Source organism: Vibrio amylolyticus, assembly GCF_023145695.1.
GTDB lineage: Bacteria > Pseudomonadota > Gammaproteobacteria > Enterobacterales > Vibrionaceae > Vibrio > Vibrio amylolyticus.
The window spans coordinates 76,470-95,966 of record NZ_JAJHVV010000011.1 but is presented as its reverse complement, the minus strand read 5'-3'; the positions used below and the strand labels follow the sequence as shown (position 1 = coordinate 95,966).

The window sequence follows — 19,497 nt, the reverse complement described above, 5'->3', positions numbered from 1 at the left end:
CATGATTCGATTATTTATTTTTATCGCCCTCGCTACGAGCTCCCTATCTGTTTTTGCGACAGAAGAGCTAGCTGACGTTGAGAATATCTCTCAGTTCACTAGCTTGATTCGTTGGAGTGGCGTATTTTTCTCTTCGATTGTTATTGCTGCGACATGGTTGTTGCTCAAATTCATCAACTCTATGGTCGTGAGTGTCGGCGGACAATTTGTCCAGTATCGAATGCTGCTTCAAAAGCTACAGTCGTTTTTACAATTCTTTATTTACATGAGTGCGGGTATCCTGGTCTTTATGATGAGCTTTAGAATCAACGATCAGATACTTACGCTTATCGGTGGGACACTTGCCGTATCTGTTGGGTTCGCTTTAAAGGATCTTGCCGCCTCTTTCATCGCGGGTATGACCGTCATGGTTGATCGACCTTTTCAAGTAGGTGACCGCGTCACATTTGAAGGTAACTATGGTGATATTATTACCATTGGTTTGCGCTCGGTGAGAATGCGCACTCTTAATGACGACATTATTACTATTCCTAACAACAAGTTTTTAAATGAAGTCACCGTGAGCGGTAACTATGGCGCATTGGATATGCAAGTTGTCATCCCGTTTTATATTGGCATGGAAGAAGATATTTCTCTTGCGAGGGATTTAATCCAAGAAGCAGCTTCTTCGAGTCGTTATATTCATTTACCGAAACCTGTTGTCGTACTAGTCAAACAGACGATTACCGACAATTACTTAGCTATTCAACTCACCTGCAAAGCGTATGTTGTCGATACAGGCTTCGAGAAACTATTTGAAACCGATATCACTTTGAGGGTAATGAAAGAGTTTAAAAAACACGGTATTAACCCTCCACAAATCGCAATTAGAAACGGATAAAGTCGAATAACTAAAGCTAATAAACTACGAACAAAAAAAGGAAGCATCATTACGAGTGCTTCCTTTTTTTTCATGACGTTATTAGAAATAGACTTACATTTACACAATACAAACCGATGGAATATGCTCAGTCTTCTTTAACAAATAGATGCTAAACAGGCTGCCTTTCCCTAGCTCTGAAGAGACTTTTATCTCACCACCTGACTGGCTTAGAATGCTCTGAGAGACTGATAACCCAAGCCCTGTTCCGTCACGTTTGGTGGTATAGAATGGGTCAAAAACGCGTTTGATTTGTTCTTGGCTTATACCGCATCCTTGGTCTTCCACATGAATGACCGCGCCTTTTAGCTCTTCACCTTCATACCAATCATCAGTAGAAATCTTCAAGTCACCCTCGCCTTCCATTGCATAGATGGCATTCATCTGAAGGTTGACTAAGACCTGCAAAAACTGATGTCGATTGACAGCAACGGCAGTTTTGGCTTTGAGATCGGTAATAAATCTAACCTGCTTTTTCTTTGAGCCCGTTTTAACCAAAGTGACACTTTCTTCTACTATCGGGTTAACTCGCTCCCAAGTGATTTCATCTTGAATACCACCATGGCGGCTATATTGAAGCAGACTTCTTGTGATATTACGAATACGATCCACTTGTTCTAAAATTGCATTGAGCTCTTCTTTAATCTGAGAAGAGTTGTCACCCAATTCAAATTTAATGAGTTCCGCGTTACCCAGTATAACCGCCGTTGGGTTATTTATTTCATGGGCGATACCAGCGGTCAATTCGCCTAAAGCGGCGAGTTTCTCATTGGTGACGAGTTTATCTCTCGTTTGGTTCAATAAGGAAATATGATGCTCAAGTTGCGCGGTTTTCTCTTCAAGGCTTGCTGTTCGTTTTTGAACTTTCAACTCTAATTCAGCGGCGGATTGTTCAATTTCCACCTTTCGCTGTTCAAGCGAATCAAGCATGTTGTCAAATTGTCTCGCTAGTTGAGCTAACTCATGCTTTTCATCTAATCCAAGGTTACCAATTCTCTTATCTTTCCCTAGCTGCATGTGTTTGACGACTTTATGTATTCGTTCGATGGGCTGAAAGAGATCTCTTGAGCCTCGATAAACTACATAGCCTGAACCGAGTAACAAGAGTATTGTCATAATGCTAACTTCGACAATATTGGTCATGTACTCTTTCACAAACGGCCAAATAAGATAGCCGGTATATAACATGCCAATCACATCATTATTACTGTCTTTAATCGGCTGGTAAGCGGTAATGTACCAAGCGTCATATACGAATGCGCGGTCAACCCATTGATTTCCTTCAATTAAAACTGCTTTCTCAACTTCCTTAGAGACTTTCGTCCCTATTGCGCGAGTCGCGGGTTGGTCTGTGTTTTGACCACTACTGTTTAAAGGAACGTTTGTACTCACACGATATTCATCCAAAAAGACGGTGACGGTACCAACGGGTCGACGGCTATCGTGATTAGTAATGGGATAGATCAAATCTTTAATTTTATCGACTAATACTGTGCTGTTATTAAGCAGTATTCCGCCATCTAAATATCCGATTAGTATTTGCTTAGTGTCGAATATGGGAAGAACCGTACGGCTAACAAGGCCGTCCCCTTGTACTCCCGAATCATGAACCAGAGGAACTTCAGCACGTTGTTTTAATTCTTGGCTATAGCTTTCAAGTTCAGAAACCGAAAGCCTATCAAACGACGTTACTGATTGATTGTGTCTCAACGAATGTGATTCACCCTTGGTTCCATAGGTGGATTCTGTGTTTGCCGATAAAATCCGTAACGGGTTAACCTCCTGAAATTGTTTAGAACCTACTGGGTAAAAGGCTAAAAAATCGAGTTTATAACGCTCTTTTTGTTCCGATACCCATTGTGATAGCGTGTTAATAAGCGTTGTCTCATTGGAAGTAAAACCCTTGTCCAATTTAACTCTAAAGTCATAAGAATCAGCGAGGGACTCAATATCTTTGGCCTGCTTAGTTTGCAACAAAGTAATACTGTTGTTCGCAATACCGAGACGATCAGAAACATCGATTAAGGTGGAATTCCATGTGTAGTGAATAGACCAATAGACCGTAATCGCGATCAATGAGAGCAGCGTCAAAACAATGGGTGCAGACGACAAAATCAGTAGTCGATAGCGCACCATGGATTTGAATCGAAATCGCCACTTAGATAAAAAACCCAAGTCATTGGGCATAAGTACTCTCCTCATGTGACCACTCTTTGTACTTTCTTTCTAGAGTCTTTCGCGCAACACCAAGATCACGAGCAGCAGCGGACTTATTCCCATCATGAATTTCGACAATCTTTTCAATGTGCGCGCGTTCTACTTGTTTTAGAGACCAGGAGTCAGGGTATCCCTGCCCCATATTGGCGCCAGATTCTGTAAATTCAGGTAACTCGTTTCCTGTTGATACTTGAATTGAAACATGAGGAACAATGGTTTCACCGTTCAGTTCTCGCCAATAGTGCGCTGGAGGTTTACCCAATAATATGCAGCGTTCGATAAGGTTCTTAAGTTCTCGAATATTACCAGGCCAATCATGATCATTGAGCGCTGAAATATCCTCATGAGCCCAGTCAGGGAAAGGCATCCCAAGTTCACTGGTGAGCATTTTTGTGAAATGCGGGACTAGCTCTTTAAGATCTTCTTTTCGCTCTTTTAGTGCGGGTACCGCTACTTTCAACACGTTAAGACGGTAATAAAGATCAGAACGAAAAGCGCCGTTTTTCACCTCTTGTTCCAGATCTCTATTCGTGGCGGCTACGATACGAACATCGACGCTAATTTCGCGTTCACTTCCCACAGGGCGAATGGTTCTCTGCTCTAAGACTCGCAGTAAAGAAGTTTGCATAGTGAGTGGCATTTCCCCGATTTCATCAAGAAATAGAGTCCCTCCATTGGCGACTCTAAATAGCCCTTCTTTACTTTTTTTTGCGCCAGTAAACGCGCCTGATGTATGACCAAATAACTCACTCGCTAATAAATCAGGTGCAATGGCACCACAGTTGATTGGAATAAAAGGCCCTTTACGCGCACTAGCCTCATGTACACCCCGAGCAACCAGTTCTTTCCCCGTTCCGGACTCTCCTTCTATTAAGACCGACGCTTTTGAAGGGGCGAATTGAACGATCAACTGTTTTAATAACGCGGTTTGAGCAGAGCTGCCTATAATATCGGTTGTGCAGTGACGTAATACATCGCGCTGCAGTGCGTACTGCATTCGCTCGGCTAACCTTTTTTGCATACACCGTGTCACGGCTTGAAGCATCTGGTCTAAATTAAAAGGCTTTAATATAAAGTCGCTTGCACCCAGCTTTAGCGCGCTGATCGCCGTTTCGAGATCGGCGTAGCCAGTCATAAAGATCACATCACAACGTTTTTCATTGTCATTAAAGACTTCTTCCCACTCTATTCCGGATCGGCCGGGGAGATTAATATCTAGGATAATGAGATCAAAATGTCCGTTTTTTCTGATTTTTTCTGCGTCTTCAATACAGCCTGTACACTCTACCGTTGAGAACCATTTACCCAGCGCTTTTTTTAAAATGGTTTGCATTCCAATTTCATCGTCGACAACTAAAACTGAAAAGGCATCATATTTGAGGTTTGTGTTGGTATCACTTTGAACAGGCATGAAAATCTCAATGTTATTGAAGGATTAAGACAGAGTGTACCAACCTTTTTCATCGTAACATCGATTAATGTGCGACATTTTGTCCTTAACCACGATATTTCCTTTCTTAACCCTATAGAATTACTGCTAGAGCCAAGTAATTTAGTCACTTATAATAATCCACACTCTTGGCATTGTTTTTGCTCTATGGTGGCTAGGGTTAATAACACTTACAAATAAATTAACGGATTAATATTACTATGAACGTCGTTCACACAGGCTTTGTGGCACTCTCTCTCGGTTTATTCAGCGTTACTTCTAATGCAAGTGACAACCTACCTAACATTCGTTTGGCCACGACCACCAGTACGTATCATTCTGGGCTACTTAATCATCTATTACCCAAATTTGAAAAAGATACAGGCTATAAGGTTGATGTCATTGCGGCTGGAACAGGGAAATCTCTCAAAATGGGAGAAAATGGTGATGTTGATTTAGTTATGACCCATGCACCGAAAGCAGAAGCTAGTTTTGTCGACCAAGGTTTTGGCGTACTACCTCGACAATTAATGTATAACGATTTTGTTATTGTCGGTCCAAGTGCAGACCCTGCAAAAATCCAACAAGCAGACAATGTCACTTCAGTACTGAGTAAAATTGCGCAATTAAATGCGATATTTATTTCTCGTGGTGATGATTCTGGTACGCATAAAAAAGAGAAGGGTTTGTGGCAGCAATCCAATATTGAACCTAACTTTGGTGGTTACCGCTCTGTTGGGCAAGGTATGGGGCCAACGCTCAATATGGCCTCTGAGATGCAGGGCTACACCATTACCGATCGCGGTACATGGTTGGCGTACACCAATAAACTCGACTTGTCGTTGTTATTCCAAGGAGATAAGGGGCTGTTTAACCCATACCAAGTGATACTTGTTAACCCTGAAAGGTACCCTAGTATCAACCAAAAAGGCGCGAAGATATTCAGTGACTGGTTAGTTGATCATGATAAGGGGCAAGTCTTGATAAACAGTTACCGACTGAATGGTAAGCAACTGTTTGTCGCTAATGCTGAATAAGCTCACGTTAAAGAGATAAATCAAAGATAGATCATTATGAGAGTTAAACATTCATGAGCTTGTGGCAAACCACACTAGAAGCACTTTCCTTACTTTTGGGGTTTGATCAAGAGTTGTGGAAGATTGTAGCGGTATCATTCAGTGTATCGCTCTCGGCTATTTCATTGGTGCTGATACCCTCTGTCCTCTTCTCTTTTGTGTTAGCTTATAATGAGTTCTGGGGGAAATGGTTCTTTCTCTCTATCATTAATACGCTTCAAGCCATCCCAACGGTGGTTATTGGATTGTTGCTTTATATGATGTTGTCACGGTCCGGGCCTTTGGGTGACCTTCAGTTGCTGTTTACACAAAAAGCGATGATCGTTGGTCAAATACTCATCTGCTTTCCTGTACTGGTTTCAATGATGTACGGCGCAATACAATCTAGCGATCGCCGTGCAATTGAAACGTCGGTGACGCTAGGCGTTCCACTATACCGTGTTGGAATGACGATGGTGTGGGAACTTCGCTTCCCTTTAATGGCAGCCATAGTCGCGGCGTTTTCTAGAATAGTGACGGAAGTTGGCTGCTCTATGATGGTCGGCGGTAATATTATGGGGCTCACTCGGAATATTCCAACGGCGATTGCAATGGAAAGCCATAAAGGGGCGTTTGCTCAAGGCGTGGCACTGGGTATCGTGCTACTAACCGTTGCACTACTTTTAAACTTTATGCTTTCAAGCATGCGTGGCAAAGGCTACTTACGAACATAAACGAGGTTGCATGACTATAAAAATAACAACGCAGCATCTCTCTATGCGTTTCAAAGAGCGTGTTCTTTTCCATATTCCAGAACTGTCCATTGGTCCGAACGACGCGATCTATCTAAAGGGCGATAATGGTGTTGGGAAGACGACACTTTTAAAGATTTTGGCGGGGCTAATGAACCCAAGTTCTGGCAAAATAAACACACCTAACAAAAATTGGCTACAACGTTTATCTCTGTGCACTGGGCACAAAGATGTCATCTATTTACATCAAACCCCGTACCTTTTTGACGGAACGGTTTTTCAGAATGTCTCGTATGGTATTCGCTTCCAACAACAGTCAAACATAGAAAAACGTGCGCAAGTTATCACAGCCTTAAGAATGGTTGGCTTAGAGACTTTAGCTGATGAACATATTTCAGTATTATCTGGCGGAGAAAAACAGCGAGTTGCCATGGCGAGAGCTTGGATAATAAAGCCGTCGATTCTTTTAATGGATGAACCAAGTGCGTCACTTGATCAAGAGTCAATTCAACGCTTGGTCATTATGGCAAAAGACTTGATCGAACGTGGTTCAAGTCTTGTGATTACCAGCCACCAGGCTAATGCTCTCACTCAACTGTGCCGAAAACAGTGGTGGATTAAAGATTCAACGTTAGTTGAGTCGCCACTCCTACAGGTTATCCCTGATATAGAACAAGAGAAACATTATGTTAATACCCGAACAAACTAGTTGGGTTATTTTAGCGGGCGGACAAGCGACCCGTATGGGAGGCCAAGACAAAGGATTGATACACCTTGATGGCAAGCCCCTAATACAATACGTATTTGATCGATTAACGTCTCAAACAAGTAATATCACAATCAACGCAAACCGAAATCATGGAATATACGAGCGTATTGCACCTGTTATCGCCGACCAATTTACTGGTTTCCCTGGGCCTCTAGGCGGCATTCATGCAGGTCTCAGTTTTTCACAGACCGATTGGGTTGGATTCGTTCCTTGTGATAGCCCGATTATTAATAGTGATCTCGTTGCTCGATTTAGCCAAAAAGTTACAGACGATGTTGATATCTTAGTTGCCCATGATGGGGTATTTAAACAACCTGTATTCACCCTTATGAATACACGTATTCTTCCTAAGCTCGAAGCCTTTTTACAGCGAGGTGACCGAAAAATCATTTTGTTATATAACGAGTGCAACACCGAGTATGTTGACTTTAGTGACTCGCCGAACTGCTTTTTAAACTTAAATACACCCGAAGAACTTTCTCAATTTGGAGCCCTTCAGCTATGAACAAGCCCTCGACACATTTACCGTTATTAGGGTTTGCCGCCTACTCGGGAACAGGAAAAACGACGCTTCTTGAAGCACTTCTTCCTAAACTGGTTAATGCTGGGTTAAAAGTGGGCGTACTTAAGCATGCGCATCACGATTTTGACGTGGACAAGCCAGGTAAAGATAGCCATAGATTGCGTAAAGCAGGCGCGTCTCAGATGTTAATCTCATCGAGAAACCGCCACGCTTTAATGACTGAAACGCCAGAGAGTGAAGCTGAGTTTGATTACCTGCTCACGAGGTTTGACTCCAGTAAACTTGATGTCATCTTAGTAGAAGGGTGTAAAAATATAGCCTTTCCAAAAGTTGAACTGCACAGAGAACAGTTAAGTAAACCTTGGTTGTACCCTCATGATGAAAACATCATCGCGATTGCTGCTGATTCACAAGTGGATACTCAACTGCCTCAAATGAGTATCAATGATTTGGATGGTATTTGTCAGTTCATTCTAAATTATGTCAGTGAGTTCAATTCATCTCCAAATAGCAGTGTTTCCGCGCAACTCACAAATGACTCATTGAAAACTGCCTCTTCTTGTTGTGACATTCTCTCCCCTGCCTTTCTTTCTGTTGAGCAAGGCCAAGAGAAGATTTTGTCTTCAATCTCAGCGGTTGATTTAGAAGAGAACACGCCTATTGAACACTCTTACGGTCGAGTATTGTCCCGTGACATCACCTCACCTATCCATGTGCCGCAATACACCAATTCAGCAATGGATGGCTTTGCAATTCGAAGTGATGACTTAACACGCTCAGAGTATAACGTTGTCGCGGAAGTGCTTGCGGGTTATTCGTATGATAAGCCACTTAACAAAGGTGAAGCGGTTAAAATTATGACTGGCGCACCGACTCCATGTTTTGGCGATACGGTTGTCATGAGAGAACAAGCTTCCGAGTCAGGTGACATGGTCACTTTTAAAGGGGCAACGATTAAAGCAAACCAGAATGTTCGTCAGGCCGGTGAAGACCTTGCTGAAGGCCAAGCTGTATTTAAAAAAGGAACGCGAATAGAGTCTCCTGAAATGGGCATGTTGGCATCGTTAGGTTTTGCCCACTGTGACGTAAAGAAACCCGTTCGAGTCGCTATTTTCTCAACAGGTGATGAAGTACAAGCGCCTGGGAGCGAACAAAAAGCAAATACGATTTACGATTCCAACCGATTTGTCTTGATGGGGTTACTAGAACGATTGGGCTGTGAAGTGATCGATTTCGGTATTTTAGAAGATGACGAACAACTCATGACTCGGGCTCTGGAAAAGTCTGCAGAGCAAGCTGATTTGATCCTTACCTCTGGCGGCGTTTCTGTTGGTGATGCGGACTATATTAAACTCGCGCTTGAAAAGCTGGGCAATATTGATTTTTGGCGTATTAATATGCGTCCTGGACGCCCTCTTGCATTTGGTAACATAAGCAACAAACCATTCTTTGGTCTTCCAGGGAATCCTGTTGCAGTTATGGTTTCATTTATCAATTTTGTTGAACCTGCTATTCGTAAAATGCAGGGGGAAGAAAATTGGAAACCATTGAAAGTTGCAGCCGTAGCTTCGGAGCCGTTACGTTCTCGTCTTGGTAGAACCGAGTTCAGCCGTGGCGTATATTCTGTCAATCAGTCTGGGCAGCTTGTCGTTGCAACTACAGGAAAACAAGGTTCTGGGATCTTACGCTCTATGAGTGAAGCAAACTGTTTGATCGAGGTCTCTCCTGCTGTTGATACAGTAAAAGTAGGAGAAAGCGTGACAATTATACCTCTACAAGGCAGAATCTAGCTAAATTAACATTGACCCAAACTTGAATGTTTAACATTCATTGTCGAATAAATAGAAAGGTCTGTATAGCAGACCTTTTTTGAGAGCATTATTATGGCACGCACCATCATCTATACATACAAAAGCGAAGATAAAGAACTGACTTTCTCTTATGAAAAGCACCGCAATATTCACGAGGCGGTTGCTGAAGCTGAAGGCATTGACCTGACTGAGTTTCTAAAAATGGAACAGCAGATAGAAGCAATCTCGGACACTAAATCAGTGCGTAACTACCGCGACAACCACTTTCAAAAGTTAGGTTTTGGTAAGATCACACTGAAACCTAAAGAAAACTTAGGTGTAGGCAAAAAGAAATAGTCACGCAATATCGGTGATATACCAAAAACAAAAATAGGCTTGCAATCGCAAGCCTATTTTATTTGGAGCATAGTACTTAACTATTTGATATTTAGGAAGGCAGCTCCACGAACACCGCCTGAGTCGCCGTGCTTCGCTTTAATGATTTTCGGACATTTTGCTACTGATAATAGATATTTAGGGATACGCTTTGGCATCTCTTCATAGATGAGTTCGAAGTTTGACAAACCACCACCGAGTGCCACAACATGTGGGTCATTCGCGCTGAAGATGTTTGCAAAACAGATAGCCAATAATTCCATGAAACGGTCAACGTGCTCAACAGCCTTAGCTTCCCCGTCAGCATTTGCTTGAATGATTTCAATTGCTTTTTTCTTTTCACCGTAATAGTGATCATAGAGTAACTCAAAGCCTCGACCTGATAGGTAACTATCCAAGCACCCTTTTTTACCACAACCACAGCCAAGAAGCGGTGCGTTATCACCTAGATGAAACCAAGCATCAATAGGAAGTCGAGTATGGCCAATTTCACCGGCGACATTGTTTCTTCCACCAAACGCTTTACCGTCGTAAATTAGACCACCACCAAACCCAGTCCCTAAAATAAGTCCCATGACACTAGGCTCGTTTTTTAGCTCGTCATCCCATGCTTCAGACAAAGCAAAACAGTTAGCATCGTTTTCAATCTTAACATTGCGACCAAGGCTTTTTTCAAGATCCGCTCGCAATGGTTTCCCTTTTGCAGCTGGAACATTTACGGTTAGTACAGTTCCATCATCAGCGTCTTCCATACCAGGAAGCCCCAATCCAACCTTACCTTCACATTCGAATTGTTGGTCGTATTTCTTTACCAATGAAGTAATAGTTTCGACTAATAGTGGATAATCGTCTGTCGGTGTAGGTACTCGTTCCGTCGCGACTCTATTCAACTGCTGATCAAAAGCACCAAATTCAATTTTAGTGCCGCCCACATCAAAGCCGTAATACATGCAATTCTCTCCTTAAAATAGCACCTAAACGAGGCGCCAAAAATTAAACTTTTGCTATTATCCACATAGCTCATCCTACAAACCGTGATGTAAGGCTTATTTATTTAGCCAACCAATGTAACTGTACATTGTTCAGCCTGCTTGTATTCATTTATTAGAGTTACTTCTCGAAATTTTCTCGTGCTAGGAAACGTTTCAATGCAGGCTTTGTCAGATCTGGCTTTAATCTCGTCTTAGTTAGCAGGTAACTTTCTCTAAATGTTTCAAACCACATCTCTAGTGTCTTTGCCGCTTTGGGTTCATCCATCTTAGCCAGCACCAATGAAGCGACCTCTGCGGTTGATAAATGATCTTCGTTATCTGACTTTCTCATTAAGTATTGAGAGACCGATTCTGGTTTGATTGAAAAAACAGGCAGTGAATTTAAATACTCGGATCGTCTGAAAATTTTTCTTGCTTCACGCCAGCTTCCATCAATAAAAACCAATAGCGGTGTCTTACCACCTAGTAGAGTGGTTAGCTGGCTAGACTCTTCTACCCTTTCAGAGATTAGACGGGTTTTGTCGTCTACATAATCTTCTGGAAACACTATTATTGGGTAATAGTTAGTATCGGTTAATTTCGCTAGCATCGCTTCTTCTGGCTCTGTACGGTTCCATTGGTACACACTTGTTTCTTTGACTACGTCAGCAATTAACCTACCGGTATTGCTAGGTTTAAACACCTCATTCTCAGAAACAATCAACATTGCGGCGAGATTCGTTTCTATATCAGGTTGGTATCCGCACAAGCAGTGCTTGGTAGCAACTTGGCAATATTCACAACGGGATATTTTCGCTCCTCTTGCGTTGAACACTCGTGTTGACAGAGATTGGCGGTGTTTATATAGGTGATGGAAAGCGTGAATTCTCATGATATCTATTTTGTACTAGAAACTTGACGGTATTGTACTTACAGTACAAAGAGAATCAAAGCATACTGTCGCCTAGCGTCTTAAGGGTATTTAAAGAATGATCGATCCAGAGCTAACCCGCTTACTGTTTTTTGTCGGTACATTTTTAATTTGTGCAACGTGGGAATGGTTATTACCTAAAAAAAAACTGACGCAAAATAAGAGTGTTCGTTGGTTAAATAATATCGCGATCATTTCACTCGGAAGCGTTTTGGTATCAGTACTTCTTCCAATAGTCGCTTACCAAGCAGCGGTTTATGCAACGAATGAAGGCATTGGATTGTTTCACTATCTCTCCACTCCAACAGTCCTCACTATTGTTTTTTCTGTTTTACTCCTAGATTTTGCCATTTACATTCAGCATATTGTTTTTCATAGGGTTCCTATATTGTGGCGTCTGCATCGCGTTCACCATGCGGATCAAGATATAGACCTAACAACTGGGTCACGCTTTCACCCTATTGAGATACTTCTTTCGATGTTGATAAAAGTTTCGATAGTTATTGCATTAGGGATCCCCCCAATAGCCGTTGTTGTTTTTGAAGTGCTTCTTAACGTAAGCGCCATGTTTAATCACAGTAATGGAAAGCTGTCGTCCAAGATTGATGCCGCAGTAAGAATGCTCATCGTGACACCCGATATGCACAGGGTTCATCACTCAATCATGGTGAAAGAGACCCATTCTAACTTTGGCTTTTTCCTTTCGGTCTGGGATAAGATCTTCGGAACCTATATCGAGCAACCTAAGCAAGGTCATGATGGGATGACGATTGGACTGCCAAAGTTTCGCTCTTCTAGAGAGCAATGGCTAGATAGAATGTTGACTCAACCTTTTCGAAAAGATTGAGTCTTATCGGCGTGTTATTAAAACGATGAAACAACGTCGATTATTTAAAAGTATATTTGTGTAGCATAGCCTGTTGATGACCCGCTATCTCCGCTACCTGCTCTGAGCTTTCTACCATCGATTGCAGCTGTAGTTTTGTTTGTTCACCTTGAGCCGAGATATGCGTAATAGATTGGCTAACATCGCTCGTCGCGCGTTCTTGTTCTTCGGTAGCAATAGTGATCTGTTCAACGCGTGTTTGAATATGGCCTACCGCCTGCTCAATATCAAAGAAGGTGGTTTTAACCTCATCACTAGACTCTAACGCGTAGGCCATCTCTTTACGCGACTCCTCAACGGCTTGCTTTGATTTATCCGCAGCGGCAATAAGTTGATTCATCTTCACCCGAATATTTTTAGTTTGCTGTGATGTTCCACTGGCCAATTGTCTAACTTCATCAGCAACAACGGCAAACCCTCGTCCCTGCTCACCTGCTCTAGCCGCCTCTATAGCCGCATTCAACGCGAGCAGATTGGTGTTTTCAGCGATACTTGAAATAACCTCAACCATCTCTCTAATCTGCGTAACTCGATGGTCCAACTCAACCATTGAAGACTCGTTAAGATCCAATGTTTGCTCTAGTTTACTCAAGCGCAATCTGTTTTGCTCAACGGCTTCCATCCCTAAACTTGATTGAGTAGTCGCATGACGAGAGTCTTCGTAAGAAGCTGTTGTAATAGTTGAAATTTCTTTGATTGAAGCTTCTAGCTCCGTCACCGTTGTTACCATGCTGGCTAAAGATTCATTTTGCTCAATCAAATTTTTACTAGAGATCTCAGCGGCGTCATAACTTATCTCGGCAGTTTGGTACAAGGTTTCACAGTTTCTCGTTACCGTTGATATCGAATCTCCCGTCGAATCGATAACCTGATTCAGTTTCCTTGCTACCTCGCGAAACTCAAAAGGGCCTGTCATTGGTACATGTTCTGAAAAGTCATGATCGGTTAACGAATTCAAATGACGCTTAATATTGCTAACACTGCGATTAACCCATGATCGAATACCTAACCCAAAACCAACAACAATGAATGCGATCACTGAACCAATGGCAATTAGGCGAAAAAAGGTAGAAGAGATGGTGTCGCTAACGGATTGCTCTCGTTGGTCAATCAATTGCATTGAGGTTTGAGATATTGATTCGAGTTCTTGGACGGTTTCATTCGCTAGAGTAAGTACGCGTGCAACTTGATCGTTTTGATTGTTTGTCAGTACCAACTTGTCGATGATGTTTCTTAAAATACCATCGTTTTTAAAGCCTTCTTTTATCATATCGTAAGGGGTTGTTAGGCTTGAAAATTCAGTAATGTCTGGGTGCCATTCTTGGTATTCATCATACGCTAGATTGATCCCTGCAAGCCTGTTACGAAGTTCACGAAAATAATCTTCGGCTTTCTCGATATCAGACTCCATCATTAGCAGTAGAAACGTACCCTCTAACCCACTCGCGCTTGTAATAATACGGTTAGCCGCATCGGCTGATAATGGGTTATCCGTTGTTAGAAAAGAGGAAATTCGGTTCATTTCTGGTCCCAGCGACCCAACACCATAACGAAATGACCCTACTTGTTTATTAATAAGGTCATGCTGTTCTAATATGGCGAGCTGCGTTTTAAGTACTTCTAACGATAGTGCGTTTAGATGTTCCACTTTACCTGATAACACCTCATCAACTCGGTTAGTTGCCCCTTGAGCCCGTTGAGTATCAATCTCACCCGTCGAAAATCTAGCAGAAAGCTGACTAACATCTGTTAATAACAACGCACCTTGGTCTATCAAATCGATTATAGTGGCGCGCTTAGTTTTTAACTCTTCTATAGACAAAGCCTGTGTGGCATAGCTTAGCTGTTTTATCTGTTCCAAAATTGTTTGGGTTAACTTGGCATTATTAAACGCTAATGGAAGCGCTTCTTCCGATAAAACACTAAACTCATTTCCAACTCGTTTTACGCTGTTAAGACTTGAGAGTGATAGAAACACGATCAACATTAAGATCGTGACAAATATGACAGAAATGGTTTGTACTAAGGATATCGACGATGGTTGATTACTTTTGGCATTCATAGACTTTCTGGCTTGCGTTGGCAACAATACTTAGTCGGTGATCCTAGGACGTAATCATGACAATTAAATTTCAACAATATTTCAGAAAAGCGACATATGGTTAACTTTCAATCAAAAGTAGCACTTATTAGTTCAATCCTGTTTTTTTCAGGTTGTAGCAGCTCGCCTACGCCATCAAAACAACCAGTAAATCAAACGAGTACCACTACACTTAGTCAACACGATCTTAAGATACAGCAATCATTTCTCAAAGTTCATCATCGTTGGGAGGGCGTACCTTATCGTTTGGGCGGCACTTCATTTAATGGCATCGATTGTTCGGCTTTTGTTCAAGTTGCCTACCGAGATGCGCTCAATGTCAACTTGCCTCGAACCACCTTACAACAAAGTAAAATTGGCTCTTCAGTGAAATACAATGACGCAGCGGCTGGAGACTTAGTATTTTTCAAGACGTCAAGAACAACCCGTCACGTTGGGGTCTATCTTGGAAACAAGCAATTTTTACATGCTTCAACGTCACGGGGAGTAATTATTTCTAGAGTAGATAACCCTTATTGGGCTTCTAAATTTTGGCACTTTAGGCGAGTACAGAGCCCGCCTACGTTTAATTGATGGTAAATATTTGATAGAGGGGTTAGTCGTAAGTAGCGACAGCAACATCAAATAGGTTTTTTACCAACGCGATGTATTCATCCAAAAAGGTAATCTGATCGTTAGTCGCCGCTCGGTTCCAAGCTCCGGCTAATACCTCACTCAAATCTTCAACAACTGAGTCAGCTTCTTTTAATAGCTGGAAGCGCACACTTGAATGTAACTCAGGGTTTTGCTCAAAAATCGCCATGATGTTACTTGCTACCATATCGGTAACCACATCTTCGACGCTTTCTGCTCCGGTATCACCATCTCTTGAGGTGAATATATCCAAGTTAAAAGCTAAATGTTCAATTAAGGCTAAATATCCATCGGTTTCTACAACCACACTAAAATCTCCGAGTTACTGCACTTTTTGAGAATAATCTCACTCCCTAATATTAAGACAACTATCCAAGTTTTAACAACCTGAATATCATGATGGACACTGTTTAAGATTAACAAATGTCGCCACTGTCTAATTATTGATGAATAGTGAGTTGATAACAGTAAATCGCATTGTAGTCCAAATTTCTCAATTACCTATAGATAGCGTGAGCAGTGTGCCAAAAATATATTGTCCCAGTCGGTGACAGCTTACTCTATGAACAGATAAAGCGAGGGCTATGAACTCATTTGATTAAGTTCACATTTCATTACTTTAGTTAAGAATTGAAGGCAAAAAATTCGATTCTTTGAAAGTTCATTCAGAAAAGGAAAATTTATTGTCCTAAACTGATTATAAATAAGCACTTATCTAATGGAGTTTTACTATGTGGCAAGCGTTGACTGAGCAACTCTCTGAAACACTCCTATTTAATTTTACTATCGCTGAACGAACTAAGGTTAAGGGAGGCGATATTAGTGAGTGCTACATGATTAGTGATGGTGAACAGCGCTATTTTGTTAAAACTAATGAACGAAACTTCATTAATAAGTATTTAATTGAAGCAGACAACATTAAGTCTCTTCGTAGCACGTCAACGGTCTATGTGCCTGAGCTGATCCTGACAGGAACTAGCAAAGACCACTCGTTTTTAGTGCTTAACTACCTAACGACCAAACCACTTGATGATGCAAAGAAAAGCCACCTGTTTGGAACTCAACTTGCGAAGCTTCACTCTTGGGGGGAGCAAAAAGAGTTTGGTTTTGATCAAGACAACTATATTGGCAGCACCCTACAGCCTAATAAATGGGACCGTAAATGGCATCGTTTTTTTGCAGAGCAGCGAATAGGTTGGCAACTTCAACTGCTTAGGGAGAAAGGGATTGAACTAGTGAATATCGCCGAGTTCACCGATACAGTGAAAGAGCTACTCTCTAATCATCACCCTCGCCCATCTCTTCTGCATGGTGATTTGTGGCATGGAAACGTTGCGAACTCTGCTTTTGGACCAATCTGTTACGACCCTGCATGCTACTGGGGAGATCGGGAATGTGATATTGCGATGGCTGAGTTATTTGGGGGCTTTCAACCGGAATTCTTCCAAGGCTATGAAAGCGTCCTCCCGCTAGATTTTGGTTATGCCGAACGAAAAGATATCTATAACTTGTACCATTTACTCAACCACTACAATCAATTCGGGGGCCACTATTTATCTGAGGCCGAGGAACTGATCAAAAGAATTCTGAGTTATTAGCAACTCAACTCTCTAGAGCACCAATAAAGGCCACTGCTTGGTGGCCTTTATTGGTTTTATCTTGTGTTTTCTGCTTTGCGAACAGCATTTGACGAGTAATTTAAAATGATTCAGGTCAATAAAATCGAGAGTTGTGGTAATAAATAAGTGATCTAGTTAGAATACGCGCTCAAAAATATTATAAGTCTACAAACGAGCGATTTTCAAATGAGCAGAAAGATTGAATTGTTAGCCCCTGGTGGCGATGTTGAAGCGATTAAAGCAGCCATCGTTGCTGGAGCCAATGCGGTGTATTGTGGTTTAAACACTTTCAATGCGCGTAACCGTGCATCCAACTTATCGATGGATGAACTTAACGGGGTTATTCGTCTTGCTCATCAATATGGCTGTGAAGTCTTCCTGACACTGAACATTGTTCTGCTTGAACATGAAATTAAGAGCATCAGCAAATTATTAAACCAGTTGGTTAACACCAAAGTTGACGGCATCATCGTTCAAGATTTAGGTTTGTTCGACCTTGTTAAAAAGCACTTCCCCTCTTTGGATGTTCATGCGTCGACTCAATTGACGACTCACAATGAAGGCCAAATCAAGTTTCTTTCTAAGATTGGTGCGACACGTGTCAACCTATCTAGAGAACTCAACCTTCCAGAAATCAAAATGCTAACCGAAGTCGCTCATAAACATGATGTGCTAACTGAGGTTTTCGTTCATGGTGCATTGTGTATTGCATTCTCTGGTCAATGTTATTCAAGTTCAGTAAGTGTGGGTAATTCAGGTAACCGTGGTCGTTGTAGCCAAGCTTGTCGCGACGAGTATGAGGTTACTGAAGCAGGTAATAAATACCCACTGAATTTAAAAGACAATTCTGCGTACTACGATCTTCCTGAATTGGTTGATGCAAAAGTCGACTCATTAAAAGTGGAAGGCCGAATCAAAGGCGCACACTATGTTTACACGGTTGTTGACACGTGGCGTAAACAAATTGATAGCTTTGTTGAGCAGGGGTTACTTATTGAAGATGACTCTAACCTGCACAAGGTTTTTAATCGTGATTTCACCAACTCTTTCCTTAAAGGTAATTTAACGAAAGACATGTTCATTGATAATCCTCGTGATAACAGTGTGAATTACGCCGTTGAAAAAGCGTCTAAAGAAGTAGAACAAATTTCTGTCGTTCAAATTCAAGAAGTGACAGATAATCTATACTCATCTAAAAATGATATTGGCGCAGAGATGCGTGAAAAAATCGAATTTCTTGATATCAGTAAAACAGCGGTTACTTTTGAGTTCGTGGCGACAATCGATAAACCCTTTACGATTAATGTCGTTTCAAAAGACGAAACGTTCACCGTTCAATCCCCTTCTATCCTTGCTAAAGCGGGCGAAAAGGCGATTACTCAAGAGCTCTTAGAGAAACGCTTTAAGTCGATTAAAAGTGCAGTACATACATTAGAAAGCTACGACTTCGAACAGCTAGACGAAGGCTTAGCAATACCTCTTAAAGAAGTAACGGCACTAAAAGAGCAGATTGACTTCATTTTAAATGGCTCGGTTGAAGTCATTAAGCATGTTGACGTTCCTGCTTTAGAAAAACACCCTAAAGTGAATGAGAAACCAACGCTTTCTATGTTAATCGCCGACGTAGAAGACCTTCACTTATGTGATGTCACCGACGCTGATGTTTACTTCAAGCTGCCAGAGAGCTTTAAAAAGCGCTGTAATAAATACATCGACATCCTGGCCGCTAACCCTCGCCTGATCCCTTGGTTCCCTGCTGTTCTCATCGGCAAAGATTACGACGAAGCGGTGCGCTTACTCGAAACGATTAAGCCAGAGCGCATCGTAACAAACAATACGGGAATCGCTTATAAAGCCTTTGAAATGGGTATTGAGTGGGTTGCAGGTCCATTTATGAACACGACTAACTCACATGCGTTGATCACACTGAAAGAAGAGCTCAACTGTGCGGGTGCATTCATTTCAAATGAGATCAATAAAGGTCAGATTCGTCACATTCGTCGTCCTGAAAACTTCAAACTGTTTTACAGTATCTACCACCCTATTTTGATGATGACCAGCCGCCAATGTTTCTTCCAAAGAACCGTTGGTTGTAACAAGCCATCGATTGAAGCCGGTTGTATGCTGAAGTGTGAGAAAGCCACTACGATTACGAATGTTAAAGGGATCTCGTTCGCGGTTGATAAGCAAAAAGGCGGTTACCCTAGCATTTACAACCATGAGCAATTCCTAAACCAAGATGCGGTCTCAGATTTCTCGGGCTTGTTTGATGAGTTCTTTATTGACTTAACCAATATCGGTGCAGGTTCAAAAGAAGTTCAGGATAAAGTTGAGCTGATTAAGCACTTTGAAGCGTTAATTAATGGGGTTGATGGGGCTCGAGAGCACTTGAATCGCATGGTTGAAGTTAGAACCAACGATCAATACCTTCAAGGTTTATAAGCATTCAAGGCTTATAGTATCCAAGGTTGATAGTATTTAAGCCTTGATGTAACTCGGGGATTAA

Annotated in this window: 17 protein-coding genes; 11 read left to right on the top strand and 6 right to left on the bottom strand. The window is 41.8% G+C overall.

Annotated features, from left to right (window positions below; translation table 11 throughout):
- Window position 1: 1 nt before the first annotated feature.
- Window positions 2–880 (top strand): mechanosensitive ion channel family protein, encoded by an 879-nt coding sequence (locus KP803_RS16990; RefSeq protein WP_248010055.1) that lies wholly within the window; start codon window positions 2–4, stop codon window positions 878–880.
- A 99-nt stretch (window positions 881–979) separates the two neighbouring features.
- On the opposite strand, the gene KP803_RS16985 is transcribed toward KP803_RS16990, so the two are convergent.
- The gene (locus KP803_RS16985) at window positions 980–3,055 is read right to left on the bottom strand and encodes a sensor histidine kinase (protein WP_248010154.1); all 2,076 of its coding nucleotides are present in this window, start codon (window positions 3,053–3,055) and stop codon (window positions 980–982) included.
- A 40-nt stretch (window positions 3,056–3,095) separates the two neighbouring features.
- Window positions 3,096–4,547, bottom strand: a complete 1,452-nt coding sequence (locus tag KP803_RS16980; protein ID WP_248010054.1) for a sigma-54-dependent transcriptional regulator — start codon at window positions 4,545–4,547, stop codon at window positions 3,096–3,098.
- A gap of 239 nt (window positions 4,548–4,786) precedes the next feature.
- Between KP803_RS16980 and KP803_RS16975 the strand changes: the two genes are divergently transcribed.
- The 6 genes from KP803_RS16975 (at window position 4,787) to KP803_RS16950 (ending at window position 9,811) form a co-directional block, all read left to right on the top strand.
- Entirely contained in the window at window positions 4,787–5,602 is an 816-nt protein-coding gene (locus tag KP803_RS16975) for an ABC transporter substrate-binding protein (protein ID WP_248010053.1), read from the top strand.
- 53 nt (window positions 5,603–5,655) lie between these two features.
- Window positions 5,656–6,354: an ABC transporter permease gene (locus tag KP803_RS16970; RefSeq protein ID WP_248010052.1), complete on the top strand. Its 699-nt coding sequence runs from the start codon at window positions 5,656–5,658 to the stop codon at window positions 6,352–6,354.
- Between the two features lie 10 nt (window positions 6,355–6,364).
- Complete coding sequence (locus KP803_RS16965; protein ID WP_248010051.1) at window positions 6,365–7,081, top strand: energy-coupling factor ABC transporter ATP-binding protein; 717 nt, start codon at window positions 6,365–6,367, stop codon at window positions 7,079–7,081.
- On the top strand, window positions 7,059–7,646 hold the full coding sequence (gene mobA, locus KP803_RS16960) for a molybdenum cofactor guanylyltransferase MobA (RefSeq protein WP_248010050.1): 588 nt from the start codon (window positions 7,059–7,061) through the stop codon (window positions 7,644–7,646). The genes KP803_RS16965 and mobA overlap by 23 nt, the downstream gene beginning before the upstream one ends.
- On the top strand, window positions 7,643–9,454 hold the full coding sequence (locus tag KP803_RS16955) for a bifunctional molybdopterin-guanine dinucleotide biosynthesis adaptor protein MobB/molybdopterin molybdotransferase MoeA (protein WP_248010049.1): 1,812 nt from the start codon (window positions 7,643–7,645) through the stop codon (window positions 9,452–9,454). Before mobA ends, KP803_RS16955 begins: the two co-directional genes overlap by 4 nt.
- Window positions 9,455–9,547: 93 nt before the next feature.
- A complete protein-coding gene (locus tag KP803_RS16950) occupies window positions 9,548–9,811 on the top strand; it encodes a DUF2960 domain-containing protein (RefSeq protein WP_248010048.1) in 264 nt (87 codons plus the stop codon).
- An 80-nt stretch (window positions 9,812–9,891) separates the two neighbouring features.
- On the opposite strand, the gene nagK is transcribed toward KP803_RS16950, so the two are convergent.
- Both nagK and KP803_RS16940 read right to left on the bottom strand, forming a co-directional pair.
- Window positions 9,892–10,800 carry an N-acetylglucosamine kinase gene (gene nagK / locus KP803_RS16945; RefSeq protein WP_248010047.1) on the bottom strand — a complete coding sequence of 303 codons (909 nt, stop codon included), beginning with the start codon at window positions 10,798–10,800 and terminating at the stop codon, window positions 9,892–9,894.
- A gap of 160 nt (window positions 10,801–10,960) precedes the next feature.
- Entirely contained in the window at window positions 10,961–11,713 is a 753-nt protein-coding gene (locus KP803_RS16940) for a tRNA-uridine aminocarboxypropyltransferase (protein ID WP_248010046.1), read from the bottom strand.
- A gap of 97 nt (window positions 11,714–11,810) precedes the next feature.
- Between KP803_RS16940 and KP803_RS16935 the strand changes: the two genes are divergently transcribed.
- On the top strand, window positions 11,811–12,599 hold the full coding sequence (locus KP803_RS16935) for a sterol desaturase family protein (RefSeq protein WP_248010045.1): 789 nt from the start codon (window positions 11,811–11,813) through the stop codon (window positions 12,597–12,599).
- Between the two features lie 40 nt (window positions 12,600–12,639).
- Here the strand turns inward: KP803_RS16935 and KP803_RS16930 are convergent, their stop codons facing one another.
- On the bottom strand, window positions 12,640–14,700 hold the full coding sequence (locus tag KP803_RS16930) for a methyl-accepting chemotaxis protein (protein ID WP_248010044.1): 2,061 nt from the start codon (window positions 14,698–14,700) through the stop codon (window positions 12,640–12,642).
- Between the two features lie 96 nt (window positions 14,701–14,796).
- On the opposite strand from KP803_RS16930, the gene KP803_RS16925 reads away from it, so the two are divergent.
- Window positions 14,797–15,312, top strand: coding sequence for an NlpC/P60 family protein (locus KP803_RS16925; protein ID WP_248010043.1), 516 nt, complete (start codon window positions 14,797–14,799; stop codon window positions 15,310–15,312).
- Window positions 15,313–15,334: 22 nt separating this feature from the next.
- On the opposite strand, the gene KP803_RS16920 is transcribed toward KP803_RS16925, so the two are convergent.
- Window positions 15,335–15,679 carry a DUF3802 family protein gene (locus KP803_RS16920; protein WP_248010042.1) on the bottom strand — a complete coding sequence of 115 codons (345 nt, stop codon included), beginning with the start codon at window positions 15,677–15,679 and terminating at the stop codon, window positions 15,335–15,337.
- Window positions 15,680–16,103: 424 nt separating this feature from the next.
- Between KP803_RS16920 and KP803_RS16915 the strand changes: the two genes are divergently transcribed.
- Both KP803_RS16915 and KP803_RS16910 read left to right on the top strand, forming a co-directional pair.
- Window positions 16,104–16,970 (top strand): fructosamine kinase family protein, encoded by an 867-nt coding sequence (locus KP803_RS16915; protein WP_248010041.1) that lies wholly within the window; start codon window positions 16,104–16,106, stop codon window positions 16,968–16,970.
- A 207-nt stretch (window positions 16,971–17,177) separates the two neighbouring features.
- On the top strand, window positions 17,178–19,433 hold the full coding sequence (locus KP803_RS16910) for a peptidase U32 family protein (protein ID WP_248010040.1): 2,256 nt from the start codon (window positions 17,178–17,180) through the stop codon (window positions 19,431–19,433).
- Window positions 19,434–19,497: the final 64 nt, after the last annotated feature.

What these genes read in the sequence shown, in the direction of transcription:
- KP803_RS16930 (WP_248010044.1), bottom strand. Translation starts at nt 14,700, where the DNA reads ATGAATGCCAAAAGTAATCAACCATCGTCGATATCCTTAGTACAAACC.
- KP803_RS16910 (WP_248010040.1), top strand. Translation starts at nt 17,178, where the DNA reads ATGAGCAGAAAGATTGAATTGTTAGCCCCTGGTGGCGATGTTGAAGCG.
- KP803_RS16965 (WP_248010051.1), top strand. Translation starts at nt 6,365, where the DNA reads ATGACTATAAAAATAACAACGCAGCATCTCTCTATGCGTTTCAAAGAG.
- KP803_RS16925 (WP_248010043.1), top strand. Translation starts at nt 14,797, where the DNA reads ATGGTTAACTTTCAATCAAAAGTAGCACTTATTAGTTCAATCCTGTTT.
- KP803_RS16935 (WP_248010045.1), top strand. Translation starts at nt 11,811, where the DNA reads ATGATCGATCCAGAGCTAACCCGCTTACTGTTTTTTGTCGGTACATTT.
- KP803_RS16980 (WP_248010054.1), bottom strand. Translation starts at nt 4,547, where the DNA reads ATGCCTGTTCAAAGTGATACCAACACAAACCTCAAATATGATGCCTTT.
- KP803_RS16975 (WP_248010053.1), top strand. Translation starts at nt 4,787, where the DNA reads ATGAACGTCGTTCACACAGGCTTTGTGGCACTCTCTCTCGGTTTATTC.
- KP803_RS16915 (WP_248010041.1), top strand. Translation starts at nt 16,104, where the DNA reads ATGTGGCAAGCGTTGACTGAGCAACTCTCTGAAACACTCCTATTTAAT.
- nagK (WP_248010047.1), bottom strand. Translation starts at nt 10,800, where the DNA reads ATGTATTACGGCTTTGATGTGGGCGGCACTAAAATTGAATTTGGTGCT.
- KP803_RS16970 (WP_248010052.1), top strand. Translation starts at nt 5,656, where the DNA reads ATGAGCTTGTGGCAAACCACACTAGAAGCACTTTCCTTACTTTTGGGG.
- KP803_RS16985 (WP_248010154.1), bottom strand. Translation starts at nt 3,055, where the DNA reads ATGGTGCGCTATCGACTACTGATTTTGTCGTCTGCACCCATTGTTTTG.
- KP803_RS16950 (WP_248010048.1), top strand. Translation starts at nt 9,548, where the DNA reads ATGGCACGCACCATCATCTATACATACAAAAGCGAAGATAAAGAACTG.
- KP803_RS16940 (WP_248010046.1), bottom strand. Translation starts at nt 11,713, where the DNA reads ATGAGAATTCACGCTTTCCATCACCTATATAAACACCGCCAATCTCTG.
- mobA (WP_248010050.1), top strand. Translation starts at nt 7,059, where the DNA reads ATGTTAATACCCGAACAAACTAGTTGGGTTATTTTAGCGGGCGGACAA.
- KP803_RS16955 (WP_248010049.1), top strand. Translation starts at nt 7,643, where the DNA reads ATGAACAAGCCCTCGACACATTTACCGTTATTAGGGTTTGCCGCCTAC.
- KP803_RS16990 (WP_248010055.1), top strand. Translation starts at nt 2, where the DNA reads ATGATTCGATTATTTATTTTTATCGCCCTCGCTACGAGCTCCCTATCT.